We start from the raw sequence: 20,724 nt of genomic DNA on the forward strand, positions 1-20,724 counted from the left end.
GGTGGTCGCCGCACCACCCCGATCCGGGGACGCGACGGACTTCGAGATCCATGAGGACGGGGCCCTTCACGTGAGATATCAGGACGCGAGTTCCCTGACCCTCTCGATGAGCCGGACGCGCTCCTCGTGCGTGCGGCCGAGCGGCGCGACGTTGAGGGTGGTGACACCCGACTCCCTCATCGCCTGGATGCGCTCGCGGACGTGGCCCTCGGAGCCGATCAGGGACATCTTCTCCAGCAGTTCGTGCGGGACGAGCGCGGCGGCCTCGTCCTTCTTGCCGTCGAGATAGAGGTTCTGGATCTGCTCGGCCTCCTTCTCGTAGCCGTACCGGCGGGCCAGGTCGTTGTAGAAGTTCTTGCCCCTGGCGCCCATGCCGCCGATGTAGAGGGCGGCCATCGGACGGCCCAGCTCCAGCCAGCCGGACACGTCGTCGCCGATGGCCAGCGACGCCTGGGCGATGACGTCCAGCTCACCCAGGGCCGGGTCGCGCCTCGCCTTGCCGGCCGCCAGCGAGGCGCCCCAGACGTCGGCGGCCTTCTCCGGCATGTAGAAGATCGGCTCCCAGCCCTCGGCCAGCTCCGCCGACAGCTCGACGTTCTTGGGGCCGATGGCGGCGATCACGATGGGGATGCGGTCCCGGACGGGGTGGTTGATGATCTTCAGAGGCTTGCCCAGGCCGGTGCCCTGGCCGGCGGGGAGCGGGACGGTGTAGTGCCTGCCCTCGTAGGTCAGGCGCTCACGCTTCCAGACCTGGCGGCAGATCTCGACGACCTCGCGGGTGCGACCCAGCGGAGCGGTGTACGGCACGCCGTGGAAGCCCTCGATGACCTGCGGGCCCGAGGCACCGAGGCCCAGGGTGAAGCGGCCGTCGGAGACGTAGTCCATGCCCGCGGCGGTCATGGCCAGCAGGGTGGGCGTCCGGGAGTAGATCGGCAGGATGCCGGAGGCGATCTGCAGGCGCTCGGTCTTGGCCGCGATGTAACCCATCTGGCTGACCGCGTCGAAGCTGTAGGCCTCGGCGACGAAGACGATGTCGAGACCGGCCTTCTCGTAGTCGGCCAATGCGGACACCGTCTCCTTGAAGCCCCCTGAGTAGTTCAGGGCCATTCCTATACGCATCCCGAGATCGTCCTTCCGCGCGCCCACGAAACCGAATGATGTTCCGTTCTCTCCAGGCAAAAGGGTATCGACTCACCACCGAAGCACCAAGCCCCGCATCCCCGGGCCGGGGCCGGTAGCGTACGCATCCCGGGGCGGAGGCGGCTCCCGTGGTCAGACGGACGAGGAGCGGCGTGCTGAGAAGTTCGATCATCGCGGTGGCGGGGGCGCTGGCCCTGATTCTCGGCGGGCACGGGCTCCTGCCGGAGCTGGGCGGCTTCACCCCGGTGCTGGAGAGCGGGCTCCCCTGGCTCGGGCTCGCCGTGCCGGTGCTGCTGGTCGCCGCGCTGTTCACCCGCTCGTGGCGGACGGTCGTCGCGACACTGCTCCCGGCGGCCGTGTGGGCGGTCCTGTTCGGTCCCACCCTGCTGCGCACCCCGCCGGGCGGCCCGAGCGACCTGTCGGTCGCCACGCTCAACGTGGGGGTGACCAACGCCGCCTCCGGGGAGGCCGTACGGGCCGTCTCGAAGGGCCGGGACCTGGTCGCCGCGCAGGAGCTGACCGACGGCGGCCCGGCGGCCAAAGCGCTCAACAGACGGTTCCCGCACCACTACCAGGTCTCCACCGTCGGCCTGTGGAGCCGGTTCCCGATCGTCGACGCCCGCAAGGCCGACATCGGTCTCGACTGGGTCAGGGCGTTGCGGGTCGTGGTCAGGACCCCCAAGGGAGAGCTGACCGTCTACGTCATGCACCTGGCCTCGGCCCGCCCCGGCGAGACGGCCCAGCGCGACGAGACCCTCGCCTACGCCCGCAGGCTCATCGACAAGGACGACAGCGAGCACCTGCTCCTGCTCGGCGACCTCAACACCGCCACCACCGACCGCAAGCGCTCGAACCTGGTCCCCCCGCTGTCGGACGCCCAGCAGGAGGCGGGCTCCGGCTTCGGCTTCACCTGGCCGTCGTCCTTCCCGATCACCCGCCCCGACCACATCCTCTACCGGGGGCTCACCGCCACCGGTTCCGGTGTCGAACAGGCCGCCGGCAGCGACCACCGCGCCGCCGTCGCCACGCTGCGGATGGCGGGGCGGTAGGCCGGCCGGCTCACCGCGGCCCCGGCCGGGCCTCCGTCGCCCGCAGGGCGGACAGGTCCGCCGGGGTGTCGACGTCGGAGGGGTCGCCGACATCGTCACAGGGCACCTCGACGACCAGCTCCGGATGCGCCCGGAGGAACGGCCGGGCACCGACATCACCGGTCGCGAGCTCGGCGACCTCCGCGAAGTGCTCCCTGCCGATCAGCACCGGATTCCTCGGCGCCCCACCGTAGGTCGCGACGGCGATCGAGGCACCGTCCCGGGCCGCGCCGATCAGCCGCTCCACCGCCTGAGGACCGATGAACGGCTGGTCGACCAGGGCGATCACCACACGCTCCACGTCGTCGGAGAGCGCCGCCAGCCCGACGCGCAGCGAGGAGCCCATCCCCGAGTGCCACAGCGGATTGCGCACCGCCACCGCTCCGCGCACCTGCGCGGTGGCGGCCCCCAGCACGACGACCACGGGATGGCAGCCGCCGTCGTGGAGCAGCCGGATCCCGCGGTCCACCAGCCGCTCCCCGCGGAACTCCACCAGCGCCTTCGGCATGCCGAGCCGGGAACCCGATCCGGCCGCCAGCAGCAGCCCCGCGCTCGCCGTCCGCAGGGACGCCTCCGCCCGTGTGATCACGCCTGGGTCCCGTCTCCGTGGATCCGGCCGGAGCCGTCGGTGAGCGGCCGTCCCGAGCCGCCCCAGCGCAGCTGGATGAGCTCGGCGGCGATGGAGACGGCGGTCTCCTCCGGGGTCCGCGCACCCAGGTCCAGCCCGATCGGCGAGCGGAGCCGCTTCAGCTCGGCCTCCTCCAGGCCCGCCTCGCGCAGCCGTGCCAGCCGGTCCTCGTGGGTACGGCGTGAGCCCATCGCACCGACATATCCGGCGGAGGTGCGCAGCGCCACCTCCAGCAGGGGAACGTCGAATCTGGGGTCGTGGGTGAGGACGCAGATCGCGGTCCGCTCGTCGACGCTGATCGAGGTCAGGTAGTCGTGCGGCCATTTGACGATCACCTCGTCGGCCTCCGGGAAGCGCTTGGCCGTGGTGAAGACCGGGCGGGCGTCGCACACGACCACGTGGTAGCCGAGGAACTTGCCGATCCTGGCCACCGCCGCGGCGAAGTCGATCGCGCCGAAGACCAGCAGCCGGGGCGGCGGTGCGAAGGAGTGCACGAAGATCGACAGCTCGTCGAGCCGCCGTTCACCGCGCGAGCCGTACCGCCGGACCCCGGTGAGCCCCTGCGCGAGCATGCCGCGCACGTCGTCGTCGACCGCCTCATTCAGCCGGGCGACGCCCAGCGAGCCGGAGGAGCGGTCCGGCCAGACGACTCTGCGGGCGCCGACGGCCCCCGGGCCGGACAGCACGGTCGCCACCGCCACCGGCTCACGTCCCCGCACCGATCCGGCGATCGCCCCCAATTCGGGGAACGTCTCGCGCGAGACCGGCTCGACGAACACGTCCAGGATGCCACCGCAGGTCAGACCGGCCGAGAAGGCGTCGTCGTCGCTCACGCCGTACCGCTGCAGGACCGGGGTCCCGGAAGCGACCACCTCCTGGGCCAGCTCGTAGACGGCCCCCTCGACGCAGCCGCCCGAGACGCTGCCCTCCGCCTCCCCGCCGAGCACGGCCATGGAGGCGCCGGGCGGGCGGGGCGCGCTGCGGAAGGTGTTCACCACGGTCGCCAGTCCGAACGTCTGCCCGGACTCCCACCACCGCACGATCTGTGACAGCACGTCACGCATGTGTCCCTCCCAGCAGGCCGGCCAGTTTTTCGAAGGCGGCCAGGCTGTGCCCGGCCACGAAGTCGTCGATGTGCGGCAGCGCGGCGCGCATCCCGGCGGTGAGCGGCTGGTAACCCTCCTGCCCCTTGTGGGGATTCGCCCAGATCACCCGGTGCGCCATCCGGGACAGCCGGCCCATCTCCGCGCCGAGCAGCGAGACGTCGCCGCGTTCCCAGCCGTCGGAGGCGATCACCACCACCGCCCCCCGGGCGTCGTTCAGGGTGAGAAGCCTCCGGAGCTCCTCGCCCAGCCGGGTGCCGCCGCTCCAGTCGGGGATGGCCCGCGAGACGGCGTCCATCGCGGTGGCCGGGTCGCGGTGGCGCAGCTCGGCGGTGAGCCGGGTGAGCCGGGTGCCCGCGCTGAACACCTCGGTGGCCCGGGGCTCACACCTGACGAGCGCGTGGGCCAGCCGGAGCAGCGTGTCGGCGTAGGGGGTCATGGAGCCGCTGACGTCGACCAGCAGCACGACCCTGCGGGGCCTGGTGCGGGGCGCGCGGTAACGGAGACGGGCGGTCTCCCCGCCGCGCCTCAGGGTCTCGCGGATCGTGGCCCTGCTGTCCAGCCGTCCCCGGTGCGAGGGTCGCAGCCGCCGCGACCTGCGCTGCTCGCGTCCCACCCGGAACAGGGCGAGCAGCCGGTGCACCTCGGCCCGTTCGGTCCCGGTCATCTTGGCCACGTCCCGGTTGCGCAGCACCTCCGCCGCACTGGCACTGGCCACCGGAGCGGGGCCCTCGTCACCGCCGGGGGCCGTGAGCATGCCGACGGTGTGCCGGGTGACGGTGATCGCGGCCGGTTCCCCGCGCCCCGCGCGCAGGCCGCCGAAGTAGGCGTGGAAGACCCGGTCATAGCGGAGCAGGTCGTCGGCCGAGGCACACAGGGTGAACCGGCCCGCCCAGTAGACGTCACGGGGTTTCGCCGGGTCCAGGTGCGCCAGCGCGCGCAGCAGGCCCTGGGTCCTCTCGTGGTCGGCGGGGACCCCGGCGGCGCGCAGTGTCCTGGCGAACCCGGTCATGACGGCGACCAGCTCCCCGGCCGACCCCTGCCCGGACGGGCCGTCCCCGGGCCGGTCGCGGTCCCCGGGCCGTCTCGCACGTTTCTCCCCGGGCCCGTCACGGCCCCCGGACCAGCTCACTCGTCCCTCCCCGGGCCCGTCGCGGCCGCCTCCGGACGGATCGTGCCCCTCAGCCACGGGAGCCACCGAAGAAGCCGTTCCCGAGCACGGCCTCGTGGTCCTCGCGGTGCTTGAGCAGGGCTCCCAGCGTGGCCGCGGCCAGGTCGGGGTCCAGCTCGCGCGCGCCGAGGGTCAGCAGCGCCTCGGTCCAGTCGATGGTCTCGGCGACCCCGGGCGGCTTGGCGAGACCGGCCTCACGGAGCCGTCCGGCCGCCTTGGCGACCTGCTCGGCGAGGGTCTCGGAGCAGGCGGGCAGGCGCCGCAGCAGGATCGCCACCTCCCGGTCGAAGGAAGGATGCTCCAGCCAGTGGTAGAGACAGCGCCGTTTCAGCGCGTCGTGCACCTCGCGGGTGCGGTTGGAGGTCAGCACGACCACCGGCGGCCGTTCGGCGCGGATCGTGCCGAGCTCGGGGATGGAGATCGCGAAGTCCGACAGGACCTCCAGCAGGATGGCCTCGAACTCCACGTCGGCCCGGTCGATCTCGTCGATCAGCAGCACGCTGGGCTGAGTCTCGATGGCTCTGAGCAGCGGCCGGGCGATCAGGAACCGCCGGTCGTAGACCTCGCCCTCCAGCCGGGCCGGATCGGTGAGCCCGCCGGCCTCAGCCGCCTTCAGGTGCAGGAGCTGGCGGGCGAAGTCCCAGTCGTAGAGCACCTGGGGACCGTCGAGGCCCTCGTAGCACTGCAACCGGATCAGCGGCGCGCCCAGCACCGCCGCCAGGGTTCTGGCCAGCTCGGTCTTACCGACCCCGGCCTCACCTTCGAGCAGCAGTGGACGGCCCATCCGCAGCGCCAGGAACGCCGCCGTGGCCAGTCCCTCGCCGGCGAGGTAGGCGTGCCGGTCGAGCAGCTCCGCCAGCTCTCCGGGCGAGCCCAGCTCCGATGCCTCGATCGTCCGCCTCACCACCACCTCAGATTACGCCCGGACCGCCGATCCGGGCTCGGCGAACGGCGACGGGGATCGGGCGGTCTCCGCGGCCCGGCGGCCGTGGCCCCAGAAGCGCCGTCCCACCGGTCCGGCGCACCCTCGCGGCCCCGTACCGCCGGGGCTCGCGCGTGCGCGGCGCGGGCCCCTGCTCCGGACGGGCGTATTCTCACCCTCTTTGACTTCCTCCCCCTCCTCCTAGGGGAGGGGGATTCCCACCCTCACGGATGAGGTTTCCTGCTTCACAGCCGACTGCGGAAGGGAGGACCCTTGCCGTCTCACATCAGCTCCACAGGCAGACACCGCTCGACCAGCGGCCAGAATGTTCTTGGCGGCGTTGACGTCCCGATCGTGCCGGGTGCCGCAGGACGGGCACTGCCACGTCCGGGTGCTGAGCGAAAGCTCGGCGAGCAGATGTCCGCACGCCGAACAGGTCTTGCTGGATGGGTACCAGCGGTCGATCACGATCAGGTGCCGCCCGGCACGCGCGGTCTTGTACTGCAGCTGCCGTCGGAACTCGCCCCACCCGCAGTCGGAGATGACCCGCGCGAGGCAGCGGTTGCGGATCATGTTCTTCACGGCCAGGTCCTCGATCACGATCAGGTCGTGGTCGCGGACCAGCCGGGCAGAGGTTTTGTGCAGGAAGTCGGCGCGGGCGTCACGGACTTTGGTGTGGGCGCGGGCGACCTTCGCCTTCGCCTTCTTCCTATTGTTGGAGCCGCGCTGCTTGCGGGCCATGCGCCGCTGGTAGCGGGCCAGATTCCCGGCTTTGCGTTCCAGGGGGCGCGGGTTGGCGATCTTCTCGCCGATGGACAGGACCGCGAAGTCCTTCACCCCCAGGTCGACACCGACCGTCGAGCCGGTGAGCGGGGCCTGCTCGGGATCGTCGGCGGTTTCGACGGCGAGGGAGGCGTACCAGCGGCCGTCGGGGTCGCGGGAGACGGTCACCGTCGCCGGGTCCAACGTCGCGAGATCGATGTCGGGCCAGGACCACACGAACGCCAGCGGGGCGTCCATCTTCGCCAGAAACAGTTGCCCGGCCTTCCAGCGGAACGCCGAGCGGGTGTAGGTCGCCGTCTGCTTGCCGTGCCGGGACTTGAAGCGGGGGTAGCGGGCGCGTCCGGCGAAGAAGTTCACGAACGCCGTGTACTGGTGGCGCAATGTCTGCTGGAGCGGCACCGAGGAGACGTCGAACAAGAAGGCGAACTCGGGGTCGCGTTTCAGTTCGGTCAGGTACCGGTCGGTCTGCGCGTAGGACGTCTTGGTTCCGTCATGGTGGTAGCGCCGGTGCCGCCATGCCGGCGTCTTGTTCCACACCAGGCGTACGCAGCCGAACGTGCGGTTCAGCACCGCGGCTTGTTCGGTGGTGGGGTAGACCCGCACCTTGTATGCCGTACGCATGTTCGCATTTTGCCGCACCACATAAACATCTGTAAGCAGAAGGAGAAAGTCATGTGCGCTTGGCGCCCTGGGTTGTCCCGGCTCCGCCGGGCCACCCCTTGCGGGGCCCGGACTCCTGCCCGGCCCGAAGGCCGGGGCATCGCCCGGAGGTCTCTGTGAGGAACCTGATCCGGCAGATCAACACCCCGTCGCGAGTCGTGGTCGCCGCCTTCCTGGCGGTGATCCTCGGCGGCTCGGTGCTGCTGTCGCTGCCCGCCGCGGTCGAGGCGGGCCAGCAGGCGTCCTGGACCTCCGCCCTGTTCACCGCGGCCTCGGCGGTGTGCGTCACCGGACTCGCCGTGCAGGACACGGCGGCGCACTGGACGTTCTTCGGTGAGATGGTGATCCTGGTGCTGATGCAGATCGGCGGTTTCGGGATCATGACGCTCGCCTCGATCCTCGCCGTGGTCGTCTCCGGCAAGCTCGGTCTGCGCGCCCGGCTCAACACCCAGGCCGAGACCAAGACCTTCGGCCCCGGTGACGTCCGCCGGGTGATCGCGGGCGTCGCCAAGGTCACGCTGGTGGTGGAGGCGGTGACCGCCGCGGTGCTCACCGCCCGTTTCGTCACCGGGTACGGCGAGCCGTTCGGCCGTGCCGCCTATCACGGGATCTTCCACGCGGTCTCGGCGTTCACCAACGCCGGGTTCGCGCTCTGGCCGGACAGCATGATGCGGTTCGTCACCGATCCGTGGATCTGCCTCCCCCTCGCGCTGGCGGTGGTCGCCGGGGGGCTCGGCTTCCCGGTCTACGCCGTACTCCGGCAGAGCTGGCGTCGTCCGTCGCGCTGGTCGCTGCACACCAAGATCACACTGGGGGTGACCGCCGTCCTGCTGTCCGGCGGGACGGTGGCCGTCACCGCCATCGAGTGGGGAAATCCCCACACACTGGGCGGGCTCTCCCCGGGGCTGCGCGTGCTGGCCGGCTTCTTCCACAGCGCCATGACCCGCAGCGGCGGCCTGAACTCCGTCGACATCTCCCAGATGAACGAGAACACCTGGCTGGTCAGCGATGTGCTGATGTTCATCGGTGCGGGCAGCGCGAGCACCGGCGGCGGCATCAAGGTGACGACGTTCGCGCTGCTCGGCTACGTCATCCTGGCCGAGCTGCGCGGTGAGCCCGACGTCACCGGGGGGCGTCGCCGCATCCCCGAGCAGCTCCAGCGGCAGGCGCTGACCATCGCCCTGCTCAGCGTGGCCTCGGTCGCCGCCGGGACGTTCGTCATGATGATGGTCACCCCGTTCAAGCTCGACCGCGTACTGTTCGAAGTGGTCTCCGCGTTCGGCACGGTCGGGCTGTCCACGGGGATCACCCCTGACGTCGGCACCGCCGGGCGGCTGACCCTGACGGCCCTGATGTTCGTCGGCCGGCTCGGTCCGGTGACCCTCGGTGCCGCGCTGGCGCTGCACGTCCAGACCCGTAGGTTCCGCTATCCGGAGGAGCGTCCCCTAGTTGGTTGACAAGAAGAGCCGCGGCGAGGCGGTCGTGGTGATCGGTTTGGGCCGGTTCGGCGGTGCGCTGGCGGCGGAGCTGGTGGGACGCGACGTCGAGGTGCTGGGAGTGGACAGCGACGCCAAGAACGTCCAGGAGTTCTCCGGGCGGCTCACCCATGTGGTCTGCGCCGACTCCACCGATCCCGACGCGCTCACCCAGCTGGGCATCGCCGAGTTCGGCCGGGCCGTGGTCGGCATCGGCACCGACATCGAGGCGAGCATCCTGACCACCTCGATCCTGGCCGATCTCGGCGTGCCCGACATCTGGGCCAAGTCGATCAGCCTCCAGCACAGCAGGATCCTGGAGCGGGTCGGCGCCCACCACGTGGTGCAGCCCGAGCACGACATGGGCGAGCGGGTCGCGCACCTGGTGACCGGCCGGATGCTCGACTACGTCGAAGTGGACGAGAACTACGCGCTGGTCAAGACCAAGGCACCCCGGTGGGCGAACGGCAGGACTCTGGGCGAGCTGGGCATCCGCAAGAAGTACGGGGTGACCGTGGTCGGGATCAAGCAGCCCGGCGGCAGGTTCACCTACGCCACCTCCGACACGGTCGTCAACGGCGGCGACACCCTGCTCGTCGCGGGCGAGACCGACAAGACCGAGCGGTTCGCCGAGGAGACCTGAGTCCGCCGGGTGCCCGTCCGGCAGAACGGCCACCACCGGGCACCCGGCAGGGCGGCGACCCGCAGACGGCCGCCTGGCCGGCGGTCGGGCCTAACGGGTCTCCTCGGCCTCGCCGCGCCGGCGGATGAGCGCGGCGAGCTCCTGCACCTGCCGCACGGTCCGGTCCTTCTCCGACCCCTGCAGTCCCATGGCCCCGATCGTCGCCCCGTCCGTGAAGTCGATCTTCGCCCAGGGCTCGCTCTGGCCCAGCGTGACCCCCAGCACCTCCGGCCACTCGTAGCGGTGCACCCGCAACGCGTTGACCACGGTGATCCCCCGCTCGTCCGCCTCAACCCGGCAGCGCCCCAGCAGATGCAGCACTCCGGCGATCACCCCGCCGAGCACGACCATGGCGACCTTGTCGGCCAGGGTGAACGGCGGCGGCAGGAAGATCGCCAGCAGCAGCGCCCCCAGCATGATCGCCACCGCGAAGCCGTACGCCACGATCCGTCCCTTCTGGGGCCGCCACACCACGGGCAGCTCGGGCGGAGAGACGTTCTCGGGGCTCACTCGAAGATCACGATCCTTTGGGAAAACCGCCGGTCACAACCGGTGTGACGGCCGACACAGTGCCGAGTGAAATTTACCGCACCACCTCGTCGCCCCCGACTCCGCGGGGAGGCTCCCGCCCCGCCGCGGGGCGGGACGGGACGGGGCGGGACGGGACGGGACGGGACGGGACGGGACGGGACGGGACGGGACGGGACGGGACGGGAGCGGAGACGGGCCCGCCCCGTCTCCGGTCAGTCCCGGAGGTCCCTCAGCAGCAGGGCGGTCTCCAGGGCGGCCACGGTCGCCTCGTAGCCCTTGTCCTCGTGGCTGCCCGGCAGCCCGGAGCGGTCGACGGCCTGGTCGAGGGAGTCGCAGGTCAGCACACCGTTGCCGATCGGGGTCTCCTCGTCGAGGGAGATCCGGGTCAGGCCCGACGTCACCGAGTCGCAGACGTAGTCGAAGTGGGCGGTCTCCCCCCGGATCACGGCCCCCAGGGCGACGACCGCGTCACACCGCCTGGCCAGGGCCTGAACCACGACCGGGATCTCCAGGGTCCCGGCCACCCGGACCACGGTCACCGCGGCGCCGCTGTCGCTGCCGGCCTGTACGGCACGGGCCACCAGCTGGTCGGTGATCTTCTCGTGCCAGCGGGCGGCCACGATGCCGACGGTCAGCCCGCCGGCCTCGACGGCGGACGCCGCCGGCCGTCCGGTGCCGCTCATGCGCGCTCCCCACTCCGCGGGCCGGGGTGCGTTCCCCGGCCGCCGTCGCGCTCGGTCATGGCGTCTCCTCGTGGATGTCGTGGCCGAGGCGCTCGCGCTTGGCCTGCAGGTATTTCTCGTTGTAGGGGTTCATCGCCACCGGCATCGGCTCACGGCCGAGCACCTTGATGCCGTACCCGTCCATGCCGCGCAGCTTGGCCGGGTTGTTGGTCAGCAGCCGGACCGACTTCACCCCGAGGTCGGCGAGGATCTGCGCGGCGTTGGAGAACTCCCGGGCGTCCACCGGCAGCCCGAGCTCCAGGTTCGCGTCCACGGTGTCCCGGCCGTCGTCCTGCAGGCTGTACGCCTTGAGCTTGGCCAGCAGGCCGATCCCGCGGCCCTCGTGCCCGCGAAGGTAGACGACCACGCCCCGGCCCTCGGCGGCGATCGTCGCCATCGCGTGGTCGAGCTGGACCCCGCAGTCGCACCGCAGTGACCCGAGCACGTCGCCGGTCAGGCACTCGGAGTGCGCCCGGACCAGGATGTTCTCCCCGTCCTCGATGTCGCCGTAGACCAGCGTCAGGTGCTCGCCGCCGTCCAGTGCGCTCGCGTAGCCGTAGGCGCGCCACATCCCGTACTTGTTCGGCAGACGCGTCTCGGCGACCCGGGTCACCATCCGCTCGCTGCGGCGCCTGAACTCCACGAGCTGCTCGATCGAGACCAGCGCCAGATCGTGCTCGTCGCAGAACCGGCGCAGCTCCGGCAGCCGCTTCATGGTCCCGTCGTCGTTGACGACCTCGGCGAGCGCGCCCGCCGGGCTCAGCCCGGCGAGCCTGGCCAGGTCGACGGCCGCCTCGGTGTGGCCGCGCCGGGCCAGCACGCCGCCGGCGCGGTAGCGGAGCGGGAACACGTGGCCGGGCCGTACCAGCTCGAACGGCTCGGTCGCCGAGTCGCACAGGGTCCGGATGGTCCGGGCCCGGTCCGCCGCCGAGATGCCGGTGCTCACCCCGTCGCGGGCGTCCACACTGATCGTGTAGGCGGTGCGGAGCCGCTCCTTGTTGTCGTGGACCATCAGCGGCAGGCCGAGCCGGTCGAGGTCCTCTCCGGGCATCGACACGCAGATCACGCCGCTGGTGTGGCGGATGGTGAAGGCCAGCAGCTCCGGCGTGGCCTTGGCCGCGGCGAAGATGATGTCGCCCTCGTTCTCGCGGTTCTCGTCGTCGACGACCACCACGGGCCGGCCGTCGCGGATGTCGGCGATCGCCCTGTCGATCGGGTCCAGCCTGGTCACACTGCCTCCTCGGGGACGAGCACGGCCCTTGACCGGTACTCCTTCAGCCAGTTGAAGAATCCGACCAGGACGAGCACGAAGAACACTCCGTACACCGCCCCGGAGACGACGAGCCCCGAGCTGAAGGCCAGCGGTACGCCGACCAGGTCGACGGCGATCCAGATCAGCCAGAAGTCGACCAGCGCCTGGCCCTGCGCCCAGGTGGCGACCGCGCTGCCGACGAAGATGTAGGCGTCGGCCAGGACGAGGAGGTAGCCCTTGGGCGGCGGGATGGAGGCGCCCCAGGACAGCTTGGTGACGAAGAAGATCACCGCGACCGCGAGCGTGCCCAGGAGCATGATCCCGACCAGCCCGAACCGTTCGAGGGTCGTCGCGGGGCGCACGGCCAGCCCGCGGCCCTCCTGGGTGCCGCGGGTCCAGCGCCACCAGCCGTAGACGGCCAGGGCGCCGAACATGAACTGCTTGAGCGCGTTACCGGTGATGTGCGCGTTGACCGAGGCGACGAAGAGCAGCACCGAGCCGGTCAGCTGCACCGGCCAGGTCCAGATCGACTTGCGGATGGCCAGCAGTACGGTGGCCAGGGCGGCCACGTTCCCGACCAGGTCCGTCCAGAGGACGTGCACCCCGAAGGCCTCGAAGCCCGCTTCCGCCCAGTTCACCGGCCGGCCCCCGGACCGTACGCGCCCACGAGCTTCTCCACGTGCTTGGCGATCACGTCGACCTCGAGGTTCACCGGGTCCCCCGGTTGCTTGGCGCCGAGGGTGGTCATCCGCAGGGTGGTGGGGATCAGGCTGACGGTGAACCCGTCGCGGTCCACGCCGACCACGGTCAGGCTGATGCCGTCCACCGCGATCGAGCCCTTCTCGACCACGTAGCGGTCCAGCCCCTCCGGGAGCGAGAGCCGGACGACCTCCCAGTGCTCGCCGGGCTCGCGCGACAGCAGCGCACCGGTCCCGTCCACGTGGCCCTGCACGATGTGGCCGCCCAGCCGCTGGTCGGCGCGGACCGCGCGCTCCAGGTTGACCCGGGAGCCGGGCCGCAGCGCCCCCAGGCAGCTGCGGTCCAGGGTCTCCTTCATCACGTCCGCGGTGAACACCTCGCCGTCCACCTCCGCCACGGTCAGGCAGACGCCGTTGACGGCGATCGAGTCGCCGTGCCCGGCGTCGGCCGTGACGACCCTGCCGCGGATCGACATCCGGGCCGCGTCCCGTAACGGCTCGATCGCGGTGACCTCGCCCAGTTCCTCAACGATTCCGGTGAACATTCACAGCTCCTTCGCAGGTACCGGCCGGGCGGTCAGACGCAGGTCCGGTCCGGTGGGGGTGACATCCTCGAACTCCAGGCGGTGGGTCTCGGCGATCGTGGCGACGCCCGCCGGACCGAGCGCGGCGGCTCCCGCGCCCAGCAGCGCCGGGGCGAGGTAGCCGACGACCCGGTCGATCAGGCCCTCCCGTAGGAAGGAACCCGCGAGGGCCGGTCCGCCTTCCAGCAACACGCTGACGATCTGGCGGCGGTGCAGCTCGGCCAGGAGCTCTCCCAGGTCGATCCCGTACGGCCGCCGCCGCGCCAGCCGTACCACCTCGGTCCTGGCGGCGAGCGCGCCGGCGTCGGCGTCGGCGGCGACGGCCACCAGCGTCGGCGCCCGGCCGTCCAGGACGCGGGCGGTGAGCGGGGTCCGGGCGTCGCTGTCCACGACCACGCGGAGCGGCGGCACGGCGGACGGCGGGCCGTCCACGGTCGTGTGGAGCGGGCTTCCCGCCGCGGACGGGCCGTCCCCGGGCGGGCGGCGGACGGTGAGCCGGGGGTCGTCGGCGAGGACGGTGCCGATGCCCGCGATGATCGCGCCGGCCTCGCCGCGCAGGCGGTGCACGTCCGCGCGGGACTCGGGTGAGGTGATCCACTGGCTGGTGCCGTCCGCGGCGGCCGAGCGGCCGTCCAGCGTGGCGGCGTACTTCCAGGTGACGTGTGGCCGGCCGAGACGGACGGAGGTCAGCCACTCGGCGTTGCCGCGCCCGGCCTCCTCGGCGAGCACACCGGTCACCACGGTGACACCGTGCCGCCTGAGGCGGTCGGCGCCGCCGGCCGCCATCGGGTTGGGGTCGCTCACCGCGACGACGACGCGGGCGATCCCGGCCTCCAGCAGGGCGAGCACGCAGGGCCCGGTGCGCCCGGTGTGGTCACAGGGTTCGAGGGTGACGTACGCGGTGCCGCCCCTGGCACGCTCCCCGGCGGCGCGCAACGCGACCACCTCGGCGTGCGGGCCGCCGGCGTAGGCGTGGAAGCCCTCTCCCGCGACCTGCCCTGCGGCGTCGAGGACGACGCATCCGACGACGGGGTTGGGGCTGGTGGTGCCGCGTCCGTGCGCGGCGAGCTCGATCGCCCGGCGCATGTGCGCCTGATCAGTCACCCGGGTCTCCTACTCGCCAGTAGCTTTTTGCCACGGCGGGCCCCGGGGGATCACGGGTGTGTGCACACCCTTCTGACGGAGGGTGCCCGAAGACACTCTCCGTTCGCGCGCTGCCTCCCATCCGGACTTTAACCGTCGGTCCCGGAATTCCACCGGGTCAACCGGTCGATGGACTCGACCGGGTCGCGGACTGTAACCGCCGGTTCGGACTTTCACCGACCCCGGAGCACGCTGTTTGCCTGACGGGTCGCTCGCCCTTCGGGTCCGCTTCCCATACATCAGTGTGCCATGACCGGCAAGCGGAGGAACACCCCAGGGTCGTATGCGACCCGCCCCTGGCCCCCCGGCCCTAGGCGGCCCGCTCCGCCGTCACCTGCCGCGCCCTGCGGGCGTCCGGACCGTATCTGACCGGGGCCGGCACCAGGCCGATCCCGGTCTGCAGAGCCTTCAGCGTGACCGTCGCCCACAGGTCGCCGAGCGGCGTCGCGGGCAGGCCGTACAGCCTGCGGGCCCAGCGTGGCAGGGTCGCGAAGGCCAGCACGGTGAGCATCGGGATGACCGGCTTGAGCGGGAGCAGGTACGTCGGCAGCGGCGCGCCGAGGGACTGGCTCAGGGACTGGCGCATCGGATGGGGCACCTCGGGGGCGAAGTAGAGGCCGGGACGGCACCCCTGGATGTAGTCGCGCATCTCGCCGACCGAACCGGGCACGTCGCCGGGGCTCAGGCCGACGACCTCGGCGGCTCGCCGCCACTCGTGCACGAACCGGTCGGCCTCCTCGTCGCTCAGGCGCACCCCCGCGCGCCGGGCCACCGACAGGTAGGAGTCGACCTCGCCGACGTGGACCCAGAGGAGCGCCGCGGGGTCGTCGAGGCGGAAGCGCTCCCCGGTGTCGGGGTCGAACGCGGTGAGCCGGGAGTGGATCCTCCTGACCCGCGCGCCGGCGGCGGCGACCTCGGCGCTGGTGCCGTAGGTGCGCACGCGGACGAACTCGGTGGTGCGCAGGAAACGCGACCACGCCTCGGCCGGGTCCATGAGGGAGGAGTTCTGCGCGACTCCGCGCATCGCCCGGGGGTGAAGCCCCTGCATGAGCAGCGCCCGGAACCCGCCGACCAGCAGGATCGGCTCCCCCATCACCCGCCAGGTCACCGAACCCGGCCCGAACAGCCCGTGGTCCATGCGCCACCTCCCTCGCACCTGCCCGAACCACCCCGTCGGCCGGACAGCACACGTCCCGCCGATCCTGCGACCTCGGCACGGGCGGCGACGTCGGAACGCACCGTCATGGCCATACCATCAGCATGTCACAGGCCGGTGAATATCAACTTTCCGGGGATTCGGCTGTCATCTCCGCCCCTCGAACACGATCAACGGAATTACCGCCATGACCTGATTGAAACCACACAAAAAGAATGGACAACCGGGCCATTGATCGGCGTGGACCGTTTCGCGACGGCGCCCCCGGATCCCGTGCCGGCGACTCCCGGCGGAGCGTCGAACGGCCGCGCGGATTCCCGGATCGGCGGCGATTCGGCGGAGGGACTCAGGAGGGGTCGGCGCGTACGGCGGTCGCGGCCAGGGTGGTGTAGTTCATCGTGAAGCGTCCACCCAGGGAGTCGATGGCGCTCCCGACCGCGTCCAGTATCTCGGCCAGCTGATCGGGACGGAGCCGGGTGAGGCCGCCGGTGGTGGGGAGCAGGTCCAGCCACTGGTCGCGCGTGTAGGACCGCTCCCAGTCGAATCGCCACTGTTCGGGATCGTTGAACTGTCCGGTCTCGCAGAGCTTGTCGGCGAACTTCACGTACGCCGCCTGGTAGAGGTCGAGCAGACGTCGGGCCGGTTGGTCGTTGAACGGGGAGTCGGGCGCCACCCGCCGGTAGGCGGCGGCGAACGGCTCGGCCACCTCGGCAGGCGGCTCGTACACGTGCCCGAAGATCGCCAGCCGTCCCCTCGGACGCAGCACACGTGCCGCCTGCCCGGCTCCGGCGACCGGATCCACCCAGTGCCACGACTGGGCGGCGATGACCGCGTCGAACGTCCGACCGGCCGGCTGCCAGGACTCGAAGGCCGCCACCTCGACCTGCAGGCCGCGGGATCGCGCGAAGTCGGCCATCCGCGCATCGGGCTCGACACCGAGTACGGCGCAGCCGGCGGCCTGGAACTGGCGGGCCGCGATGCCGGTACCGCAGCCGACGTCGAGCACGTCAGACCCGGGGCTCCCGGCGATGATCCGCGCCACCAGCGCATCGGGGTAGCCGGGCCGGGCCTGGTCGTAGCGTTGCGCGTCCACGCCGAACGACTCGGCCATCCGCCGGGCCTTGTGCGACTCCGACGGGGACGGTTCCGATTGCTCTCGAGGTAGTATGGGCATGCGCCCACCTTAGTGGGCACATGCCCACTAGGCAACGGATGCCAGCGGGTCGACGCACGAAAGGATCTCTGAGTGCCGACTGGTGTGCACCTTCGCGACGCGCGGCAGCAGCTGTTCGACGCCGCCGAACGCGTGCTCCTGCGGGACGGGCCGAACGGGCTGACCAGCCGGGCCGTCACCGACGAGGCAGGCTGCGCCAAAGGCGTCCTGCACCGGCACTTCACCGACTTCGACGCCTTCCTCACCGACCTCGTACTCGACCGGGCCGCGCAGCTCGAGACGCAGGCGAGTGCGCTGGGCGAGTCCGCCGGCGTCGGCACGGTGGCCGCCAACCTCACCAGCGCGCTGACCACCCTGTTCGGACCGATCCCGATGGGGATCATCCCGCTCATCACCTTCCGGGACGAGCTGCGCGCACGGCTGCGGCAGGCCAGACCCGGAGGCGGCATCGCGATCCTCGCCCAGGCCACGACCGCGATCTCCGCCTATCTGACCGACGAGCGTGAACTGGGCCGCATCGCGGCCGACGCCGACATCGACTCACTCACCCTCTCCCTGGTCGGCGGCGGGCATCTCCTGTTCGCAGACCGCGACCTCGACCCGCCGACCACTGCAGCCGTCGACACGTTCGTGACAGCGGCCATCGCCGACGTCGTGCAACGACGACCGGCCTAAGGACCCCCTGGCGGTCCGGCGCGGAGGGAGCGGAGGGGAGATCAGCTCTTCTCGGCCATGGACCGCAGGCTGTCCACCGCCATGGCCGGGTCGTCGGCACCGTAGACGGCGTTGCCCGCCACGAAGACGTCGGCCCCCGCCTCGGCGCAGCGCTCGATGGTGCGGTCCGACACCCCGCCGTCCACCTGGAGCCAGACCCGGCCCCCATGCTTGTCGATCAGCGCGCGGGCCCGGCGGATCTTCGGGAGGACCACGTCGAGGAACTTCTGGCCGCCGAACCCGGGCTCGACGGTCATCAGCAGCAGCATGTCGATCTCACCGAGCAGGTCCTCGTACGGCTCGACCGGGGTGCCCGGGTTCAGCGCGAGACCGGAACGCGCCCCGGCGGCGCGGATCTCGCGCAGGGTGCGGATCGGGGCCTTGGCCGCCTCGGCGTGGATGGTCACGCTGCCCGCCCCGGCCTCGGCGTAGGCCGGGGCCCAGCGGTCCGGATCCTCGATCATGAGATGGCAGTCGAGTGGCAGCGAGGTGGCCTTGAGCAGGGACTCGACGACCGGAAGGCCGAGCGTCAGGTTGGGCACGAAGTGGTTGTCCATGACGTCCACGTGCAGCCAGTCGGCGTTGGGAACCGCCGCGGCCGCCTCGGCGAGGCGGGCGAAGTCGGCGGACAGGATGCTGGGCGAGATCTGTACGGCCATGATGCGGTCGATTCTATGGCGCGGCCACCGGCGGCACGTCATCGGTGGACGGCCCAGCCGGGTCGTCAGAGGCCGATCTGCACCCCGTAGTCCTCCAGCCAGGCGTTGAGCTGGAGGAACCGCTCCAGCGACGCCCGGGATCCGCCGGCATCCGTCGGCCGGTCCAGAATGGCCCTGACCTTCTCCAGGTCGATCAGCGGCGCCGCGGCCACGTCGCCCTGGTCGAGCAGCCGGGCCGCCTCCGCACGCAGGGCCTGCCCGTAGGCCGGGTCCTGCGTCGAAGGGTAGGGGCTCTTGCGCCGTTCCAGGACCGAACGCGGCAGGAGGTCGGCCGAGGCGGCGCGCAGCAGGCTCTTCTCCCTGCCGTCGAAGGTCTTCATCGACCAGGGGGCGGTCAGCTTCTCGGCCCTGAAGGGTCGAGCTTGCAGCTCCTCGCCGTGCATGGGGTGCACGGATCAGGCCGCGTCGTCGGCAGCGTGACTCACTGCCCAGCTCGCGGCACCGCGCGCGGCGATGTTACGGGCTGCGTTCACGTCGGCGTGCTCAGCGAAGCCGCACGACGTGCAGGAGAAGGTGGCCTGGTCGGGCCGGTTCTTCTTGTCGATGTGGCCGCATGCCGAACACCCCTGAGAGGTGTAACGGGGGTCCACATGAACCACCGGCAGCCCGGCGCGGGTCGCCTTGTAGGCGATATATGCGCCGAGCTGCCGGAAGCTCCAGGAATGCAGCGTGACCCGCTGGGGCTTGCGGAGCCGTACCCTCTCGCGGATGCCGCCCAGGTCTTCCAGGGCGATGCCGCGACAGGTGCGTTGGGCCTCGGTCACGATCTGCTTGGAGATGCGATGGTTGGTGTCGGCGGCGAAGCGTGCTTCCCGGCCGGAGAGCCTGCGCAGGAGCCGTTTGGCGGATGTGGTGCCCTTGGCCTGGAGGCGACTGCGCAGGCGGCGGTTGCGGTGGCGGACCTGGTTTAAGTGTTTGCCCGCGTGGACGGTGCCGTCGTTAGTGGTGGCGATGTTGGCGATGCCGAGGTCGACGCCGAGAAAAGCGTCCGGCTCGATCAGTTCGGGCTCGGGAATGTCGCAGGTGGCGTACAGGTACCACTGGCCGCCCCGGTACACCAGGTCGCTTTCGCCCCGGCGGTGCTCGGTGAGCGTCTTCAACTGCTGCGGGGAGCACGCGAAGGGGATACGGCCGGAGCGTCCACGCACGGTCCAGATCGAGACGGTGCGGGCGTCCGTCTGCCAGGACAGGCATCGGTCGTCGAACGGCTGGGCGGCGTCCTTGCGGAACCGGATCGGCTTGGCCTCGACGATCGTGCGTCGCTTCGATCCTTCGCGGCCGTAGTTCCCGGCCTTCAGGTTCGCCGTCAGCGTCGCGTAGGCCCCGGCCGTCTTGCGGGCGGCATGGATCGCGGGCTGAGCAGACAGGCCCATCTCCTTCAGCTCCCCGTACACCAGGCGCTGTAACGAGGTCTTGCCTGTTATCCCGGTGTCGAACGCGCGGCGGGAGGCGTGATTGGCGGCGTGGTTGCAGGCGCGAAGCGTCTCCCGGAGGGCTGTCTCGGTGGGCGCGTCCGGGAGCAGTTTCACCTGCACCACGATCTTCATTCCCATATTGTAGCTTCTTATCCATGTCACCACGGTGGGAACCAGATCCGCTGGTAAGGCGCGGTCGTAGCGTCGTCTACGACCTTCACGTACATCTTGTCTTTGTCACGAAGTATCGGCGTGATGTCCTCACCGACGCCATGCTCACCCGCTGCGAGGACGTCATGCGGGACGTGTGCGCCCAGCTCGGCGCGACCTTGCGGGAGTTCAACGGCGAGGACGATCACGTGCACCTGCTCGTGCACTACTCGCCCAAGCTGCCCATCACGACCTTGGTCAACCGACTCAAAGGCGTCTCCGCGCACTACCTGCGCAAGGAGTTCACCGGCCGGATCAACCGGCACATCATGCATGGCCACCTGTGGTCGCCCTCGTATTTCGCCGGATCTTGCGGCGGCGCACCGCTTCAGATCATCCGCGAGTACATCGAGAACCAAAAACGCCCGGACTGGCGTCCGGGCGCAGGCAGGGAAGCCATTCCTCCCGGCCCTGGGGGGCCGGGATTCCTGGCTAGACCTCATTGACGAATCGTCTGATAGGCCTGGGCCAGGGTCGGCCTTCTGCCGGAGAAATGCGTCCAATAGGCGTGCAGGCAGTTCCACACGGTGATCGCGGCGGACACCTGCCCGTCCAGGAGCGCGGACTGAGCGCAGGTCAGCTCCAGGCGGGCTTTATGCCCGCGCTGCCGCTTGACCATCCCCTGCCCGCTCATGGCCGCAATCCTGCCTGATCCAACATTGGGTTGTGGCCGAATACAGCGACAAGGACCGGTAGGCACTGTGTTTCCTGCTCCAGGCCCACTTGGTTTTCGTGACCAAATTCATTTGTAACA

23 protein-coding genes and 1 riboswitch are annotated in these 20,724 nt (G+C 70.9%); of the genes, 5 read left to right on the top strand and 18 right to left on the bottom strand.

The window, feature by feature from the left end; all coding sequences use genetic code 11:
- Nucleotides 1-78: 78 nt before the first annotated feature.
- Nucleotides 79-1,119, bottom strand: coding sequence for an LLM class F420-dependent oxidoreductase (locus tag OHA77_RS07210; protein ID WP_326821430.1), 1,041 nt, complete (start codon nucleotides 1,117-1,119; stop codon nucleotides 79-81).
- Between the two features lie 173 nt (nucleotides 1,120-1,292).
- Between OHA77_RS07210 and OHA77_RS07215 the strand changes: the two genes are divergently transcribed.
- On the top strand, nucleotides 1,293-2,189 hold the full coding sequence (locus OHA77_RS07215) for an endonuclease/exonuclease/phosphatase family protein (RefSeq protein ID WP_326821429.1): 897 nt from the start codon (nucleotides 1,293-1,295) through the stop codon (nucleotides 2,187-2,189).
- A 10-nt stretch (nucleotides 2,190-2,199) separates the two neighbouring features.
- On the opposite strand, the gene OHA77_RS07220 is transcribed toward OHA77_RS07215, so the two are convergent.
- The 5 genes from OHA77_RS07220 to OHA77_RS07240 form a co-directional block, all read right to left on the bottom strand.
- On the bottom strand, nucleotides 2,200-2,736 hold the full coding sequence (locus OHA77_RS07220; RefSeq protein ID WP_406319792.1) for an NTP transferase domain-containing protein: 537 nt from the start codon (nucleotides 2,734-2,736) through the stop codon (nucleotides 2,200-2,202).
- A 77-nt stretch (nucleotides 2,737-2,813) separates the two neighbouring features.
- Nucleotides 2,814-3,920 carry an XdhC family protein gene (locus OHA77_RS07225; protein WP_406316973.1) on the bottom strand — a complete coding sequence of 369 codons (1,107 nt, stop codon included), beginning with the start codon at nucleotides 3,918-3,920 and terminating at the stop codon, nucleotides 2,814-2,816.
- Nucleotides 3,913-5,091, bottom strand: coding sequence for a vWA domain-containing protein (locus OHA77_RS07230; protein WP_406316975.1), 1,179 nt, complete (start codon nucleotides 5,089-5,091; stop codon nucleotides 3,913-3,915). Before OHA77_RS07230 ends, OHA77_RS07225 begins: the two co-directional genes overlap by 8 nt.
- 49 nt (nucleotides 5,092-5,140) lie before the next feature.
- A complete protein-coding gene (locus OHA77_RS07235; RefSeq protein WP_326821426.1) occupies nucleotides 5,141-6,037 on the bottom strand; it encodes a MoxR family ATPase in 897 nt (298 codons plus the stop codon).
- Between the two features lie 216 nt (nucleotides 6,038-6,253).
- Entirely contained in the window at nucleotides 6,254-7,456 is a 1,203-nt protein-coding gene (locus OHA77_RS07240; protein WP_406316977.1) for an RNA-guided endonuclease InsQ/TnpB family protein, read from the bottom strand.
- Between the two features lie 155 nt (nucleotides 7,457-7,611).
- Between OHA77_RS07240 and OHA77_RS07245 the strand changes: the two genes are divergently transcribed.
- Both OHA77_RS07245 and OHA77_RS07250 read left to right on the top strand, forming a co-directional pair.
- Complete coding sequence (locus tag OHA77_RS07245) at nucleotides 7,612-8,952, top strand: TrkH family potassium uptake protein (RefSeq protein WP_406316978.1); 1,341 nt, start codon at nucleotides 7,612-7,614, stop codon at nucleotides 8,950-8,952.
- Entirely contained in the window at nucleotides 8,945-9,613 is a 669-nt protein-coding gene (locus OHA77_RS07250; protein WP_406316980.1) for a potassium channel family protein, read from the top strand. Before OHA77_RS07245 ends, OHA77_RS07250 begins: the two co-directional genes overlap by 8 nt.
- Nucleotides 9,614-9,703: 90 nt before the next feature.
- On the opposite strand, the gene OHA77_RS07255 is transcribed toward OHA77_RS07250, so the two are convergent.
- The 8 genes from OHA77_RS07255 to OHA77_RS07290 form a co-directional block, all read right to left on the bottom strand.
- Nucleotides 9,704-10,162: a PH domain-containing protein gene (locus OHA77_RS07255; protein ID WP_406316981.1), complete on the bottom strand. Its 459-nt coding sequence runs from the start codon at nucleotides 10,160-10,162 to the stop codon at nucleotides 9,704-9,706.
- A gap of 233 nt (nucleotides 10,163-10,395) precedes the next feature.
- Nucleotides 10,396-10,866 carry a 6,7-dimethyl-8-ribityllumazine synthase gene (gene ribH, locus OHA77_RS07260; RefSeq protein WP_406316982.1) on the bottom strand — a complete coding sequence of 157 codons (471 nt, stop codon included), beginning with the start codon at nucleotides 10,864-10,866 and terminating at the stop codon, nucleotides 10,396-10,398.
- A gap of 55 nt (nucleotides 10,867-10,921) precedes the next feature.
- Entirely contained in the window at nucleotides 10,922-12,136 is a 1,215-nt protein-coding gene (locus OHA77_RS07265) for a bifunctional 3,4-dihydroxy-2-butanone-4-phosphate synthase/GTP cyclohydrolase II (RefSeq protein WP_406316984.1), read from the bottom strand.
- On the bottom strand, nucleotides 12,133-12,795 hold the full coding sequence (locus OHA77_RS07270; RefSeq protein ID WP_326821420.1) for a nicotinamide mononucleotide transporter family protein: 663 nt from the start codon (nucleotides 12,793-12,795) through the stop codon (nucleotides 12,133-12,135). The genes OHA77_RS07265 and OHA77_RS07270 overlap by 4 nt, the downstream gene beginning before the upstream one ends.
- Nucleotides 12,792-13,400: a riboflavin synthase gene (locus tag OHA77_RS07275; protein ID WP_406316986.1), complete on the bottom strand. Its 609-nt coding sequence runs from the start codon at nucleotides 13,398-13,400 to the stop codon at nucleotides 12,792-12,794. Before OHA77_RS07275 ends, OHA77_RS07270 begins: the two co-directional genes overlap by 4 nt.
- Nucleotides 13,401-14,543 carry a bifunctional diaminohydroxyphosphoribosylaminopyrimidine deaminase/5-amino-6-(5-phosphoribosylamino)uracil reductase RibD gene (gene ribD / locus OHA77_RS07280; RefSeq protein ID WP_406316988.1) on the bottom strand — a complete coding sequence of 381 codons (1,143 nt, stop codon included), beginning with the start codon at nucleotides 14,541-14,543 and terminating at the stop codon, nucleotides 13,401-13,403.
- A 103-nt stretch (nucleotides 14,544-14,646) separates the two neighbouring features.
- Nucleotides 14,647-14,777: riboswitch (FMN riboswitch) on the bottom strand.
- 115 nt (nucleotides 14,778-14,892) lie between these two features.
- Entirely contained in the window at nucleotides 14,893-15,720 is an 828-nt protein-coding gene (locus tag OHA77_RS07285; RefSeq protein WP_326821417.1) for an oxygenase MpaB family protein, read from the bottom strand.
- Nucleotides 15,721-16,084: 364 nt separating this feature from the next.
- Complete coding sequence (locus tag OHA77_RS07290) at nucleotides 16,085-16,912, bottom strand: class I SAM-dependent methyltransferase (RefSeq protein ID WP_406316989.1); 828 nt, start codon at nucleotides 16,910-16,912, stop codon at nucleotides 16,085-16,087.
- 72 nt (nucleotides 16,913-16,984) lie between these two features.
- Between OHA77_RS07290 and OHA77_RS07295 the strand changes: the two genes are divergently transcribed.
- The gene (locus OHA77_RS07295; protein ID WP_406316990.1) at nucleotides 16,985-17,587 is read left to right on the top strand and encodes a TetR/AcrR family transcriptional regulator; all 603 of its coding nucleotides are present in this window, start codon (nucleotides 16,985-16,987) and stop codon (nucleotides 17,585-17,587) included.
- Between the two features lie 41 nt (nucleotides 17,588-17,628).
- On the opposite strand, the gene rpe is transcribed toward OHA77_RS07295, so the two are convergent.
- The 3 genes from rpe to OHA77_RS07310 form a co-directional block, all read right to left on the bottom strand.
- Nucleotides 17,629-18,285: a ribulose-phosphate 3-epimerase gene (gene rpe / locus OHA77_RS07300; protein WP_326821414.1), complete on the bottom strand. Its 657-nt coding sequence runs from the start codon at nucleotides 18,283-18,285 to the stop codon at nucleotides 17,629-17,631.
- Nucleotides 18,286-18,350: 65 nt separating this feature from the next.
- Nucleotides 18,351-18,728: an asparagine synthase-related protein gene (locus tag OHA77_RS07305; RefSeq protein ID WP_406316992.1), complete on the bottom strand. Its 378-nt coding sequence runs from the start codon at nucleotides 18,726-18,728 to the stop codon at nucleotides 18,351-18,353.
- A gap of 12 nt (nucleotides 18,729-18,740) precedes the next feature.
- On the bottom strand, nucleotides 18,741-19,892 hold the full coding sequence (locus OHA77_RS07310; RefSeq protein WP_406316993.1) for an RNA-guided endonuclease InsQ/TnpB family protein: 1,152 nt from the start codon (nucleotides 19,890-19,892) through the stop codon (nucleotides 18,741-18,743).
- A 23-nt stretch (nucleotides 19,893-19,915) separates the two neighbouring features.
- On the opposite strand from OHA77_RS07310, the gene tnpA reads away from it, so the two are divergent.
- Nucleotides 19,916-20,416, top strand: a complete 501-nt coding sequence (gene tnpA, locus OHA77_RS07315; protein WP_406316995.1) for an IS200/IS605 family transposase — start codon at nucleotides 19,916-19,918, stop codon at nucleotides 20,414-20,416.
- On the opposite strand, the gene OHA77_RS07320 is transcribed toward tnpA, so the two are convergent.
- Nucleotides 20,410-20,604, bottom strand: coding sequence for a hypothetical protein (locus OHA77_RS07320; protein WP_406316997.1), 195 nt, complete (start codon nucleotides 20,602-20,604; stop codon nucleotides 20,410-20,412). The two genes, tnpA and OHA77_RS07320, sit on opposite strands and share 7 nt — an antisense overlap.
- Nucleotides 20,605-20,724: the final 120 nt, after the last annotated feature.

The organism is Streptosporangium sp. NBC_01639 (assembly GCF_045209755.1).
Classification (GTDB): Bacteria; Actinomycetota; Actinomycetes; order Streptosporangiales; family Streptosporangiaceae; genus Streptosporangium.

What these genes read in the sequence shown, in the direction of transcription:
- OHA77_RS07210 (WP_326821430.1), bottom strand. Translation starts at nt 1,119, where the DNA reads ATGCGTATAGGAATGGCCCTGAACTACTCAGGGGGCTTCAAGGAGACG.
- OHA77_RS07220 (WP_406319792.1), bottom strand. Translation starts at nt 2,736, where the DNA reads ATGCCGAAGGCGCTGGTGGAGTTCCGCGGGGAGCGGCTGGTGGACCGC.
- OHA77_RS07225 (WP_406316973.1), bottom strand. Translation starts at nt 3,920, where the DNA reads ATGCGTGACGTGCTGTCACAGATCGTGCGGTGGTGGGAGTCCGGGCAG.
- OHA77_RS07240 (WP_406316977.1), bottom strand. Translation starts at nt 7,456, where the DNA reads ATGCGTACGGCATACAAGGTGCGGGTCTACCCCACCACCGAACAAGCC.
- ribH (WP_406316982.1), bottom strand. Translation starts at nt 10,866, where the DNA reads ATGAGCGGCACCGGACGGCCGGCGGCGTCCGCCGTCGAGGCCGGCGGG.
- OHA77_RS07275 (WP_406316986.1), bottom strand. Translation starts at nt 13,400, where the DNA reads ATGTTCACCGGAATCGTTGAGGAACTGGGCGAGGTCACCGCGATCGAG.
- OHA77_RS07285 (WP_326821417.1), bottom strand. Translation starts at nt 15,720, where the DNA reads ATGGACCACGGGCTGTTCGGGCCGGGTTCGGTGACCTGGCGGGTGATG.
- OHA77_RS07290 (WP_406316989.1), bottom strand. Translation starts at nt 16,912, where the DNA reads ATGCCCATACTACCTCGAGAGCAATCGGAACCGTCCCCGTCGGAGTCG.
- rpe (WP_326821414.1), bottom strand. Translation starts at nt 18,285, where the DNA reads ATGGCCGTACAGATCTCGCCCAGCATCCTGTCCGCCGACTTCGCCCGC.
- OHA77_RS07305 (WP_406316992.1), bottom strand. Translation starts at nt 18,728, where the DNA reads ATGCACGGCGAGGAGCTGCAAGCTCGACCCTTCAGGGCCGAGAAGCTG.
- OHA77_RS07310 (WP_406316993.1), bottom strand. Translation starts at nt 19,892, where the DNA reads ATGAAGATCGTGGTGCAGGTGAAACTGCTCCCGGACGCGCCCACCGAG.
- tnpA (WP_406316995.1), top strand. Translation starts at nt 19,916, where the DNA reads ATGTCACCACGGTGGGAACCAGATCCGCTGGTAAGGCGCGGTCGTAGC.
- OHA77_RS07320 (WP_406316997.1), bottom strand. Translation starts at nt 20,604, where the DNA reads ATGAGCGGGCAGGGGATGGTCAAGCGGCAGCGCGGGCATAAAGCCCGC.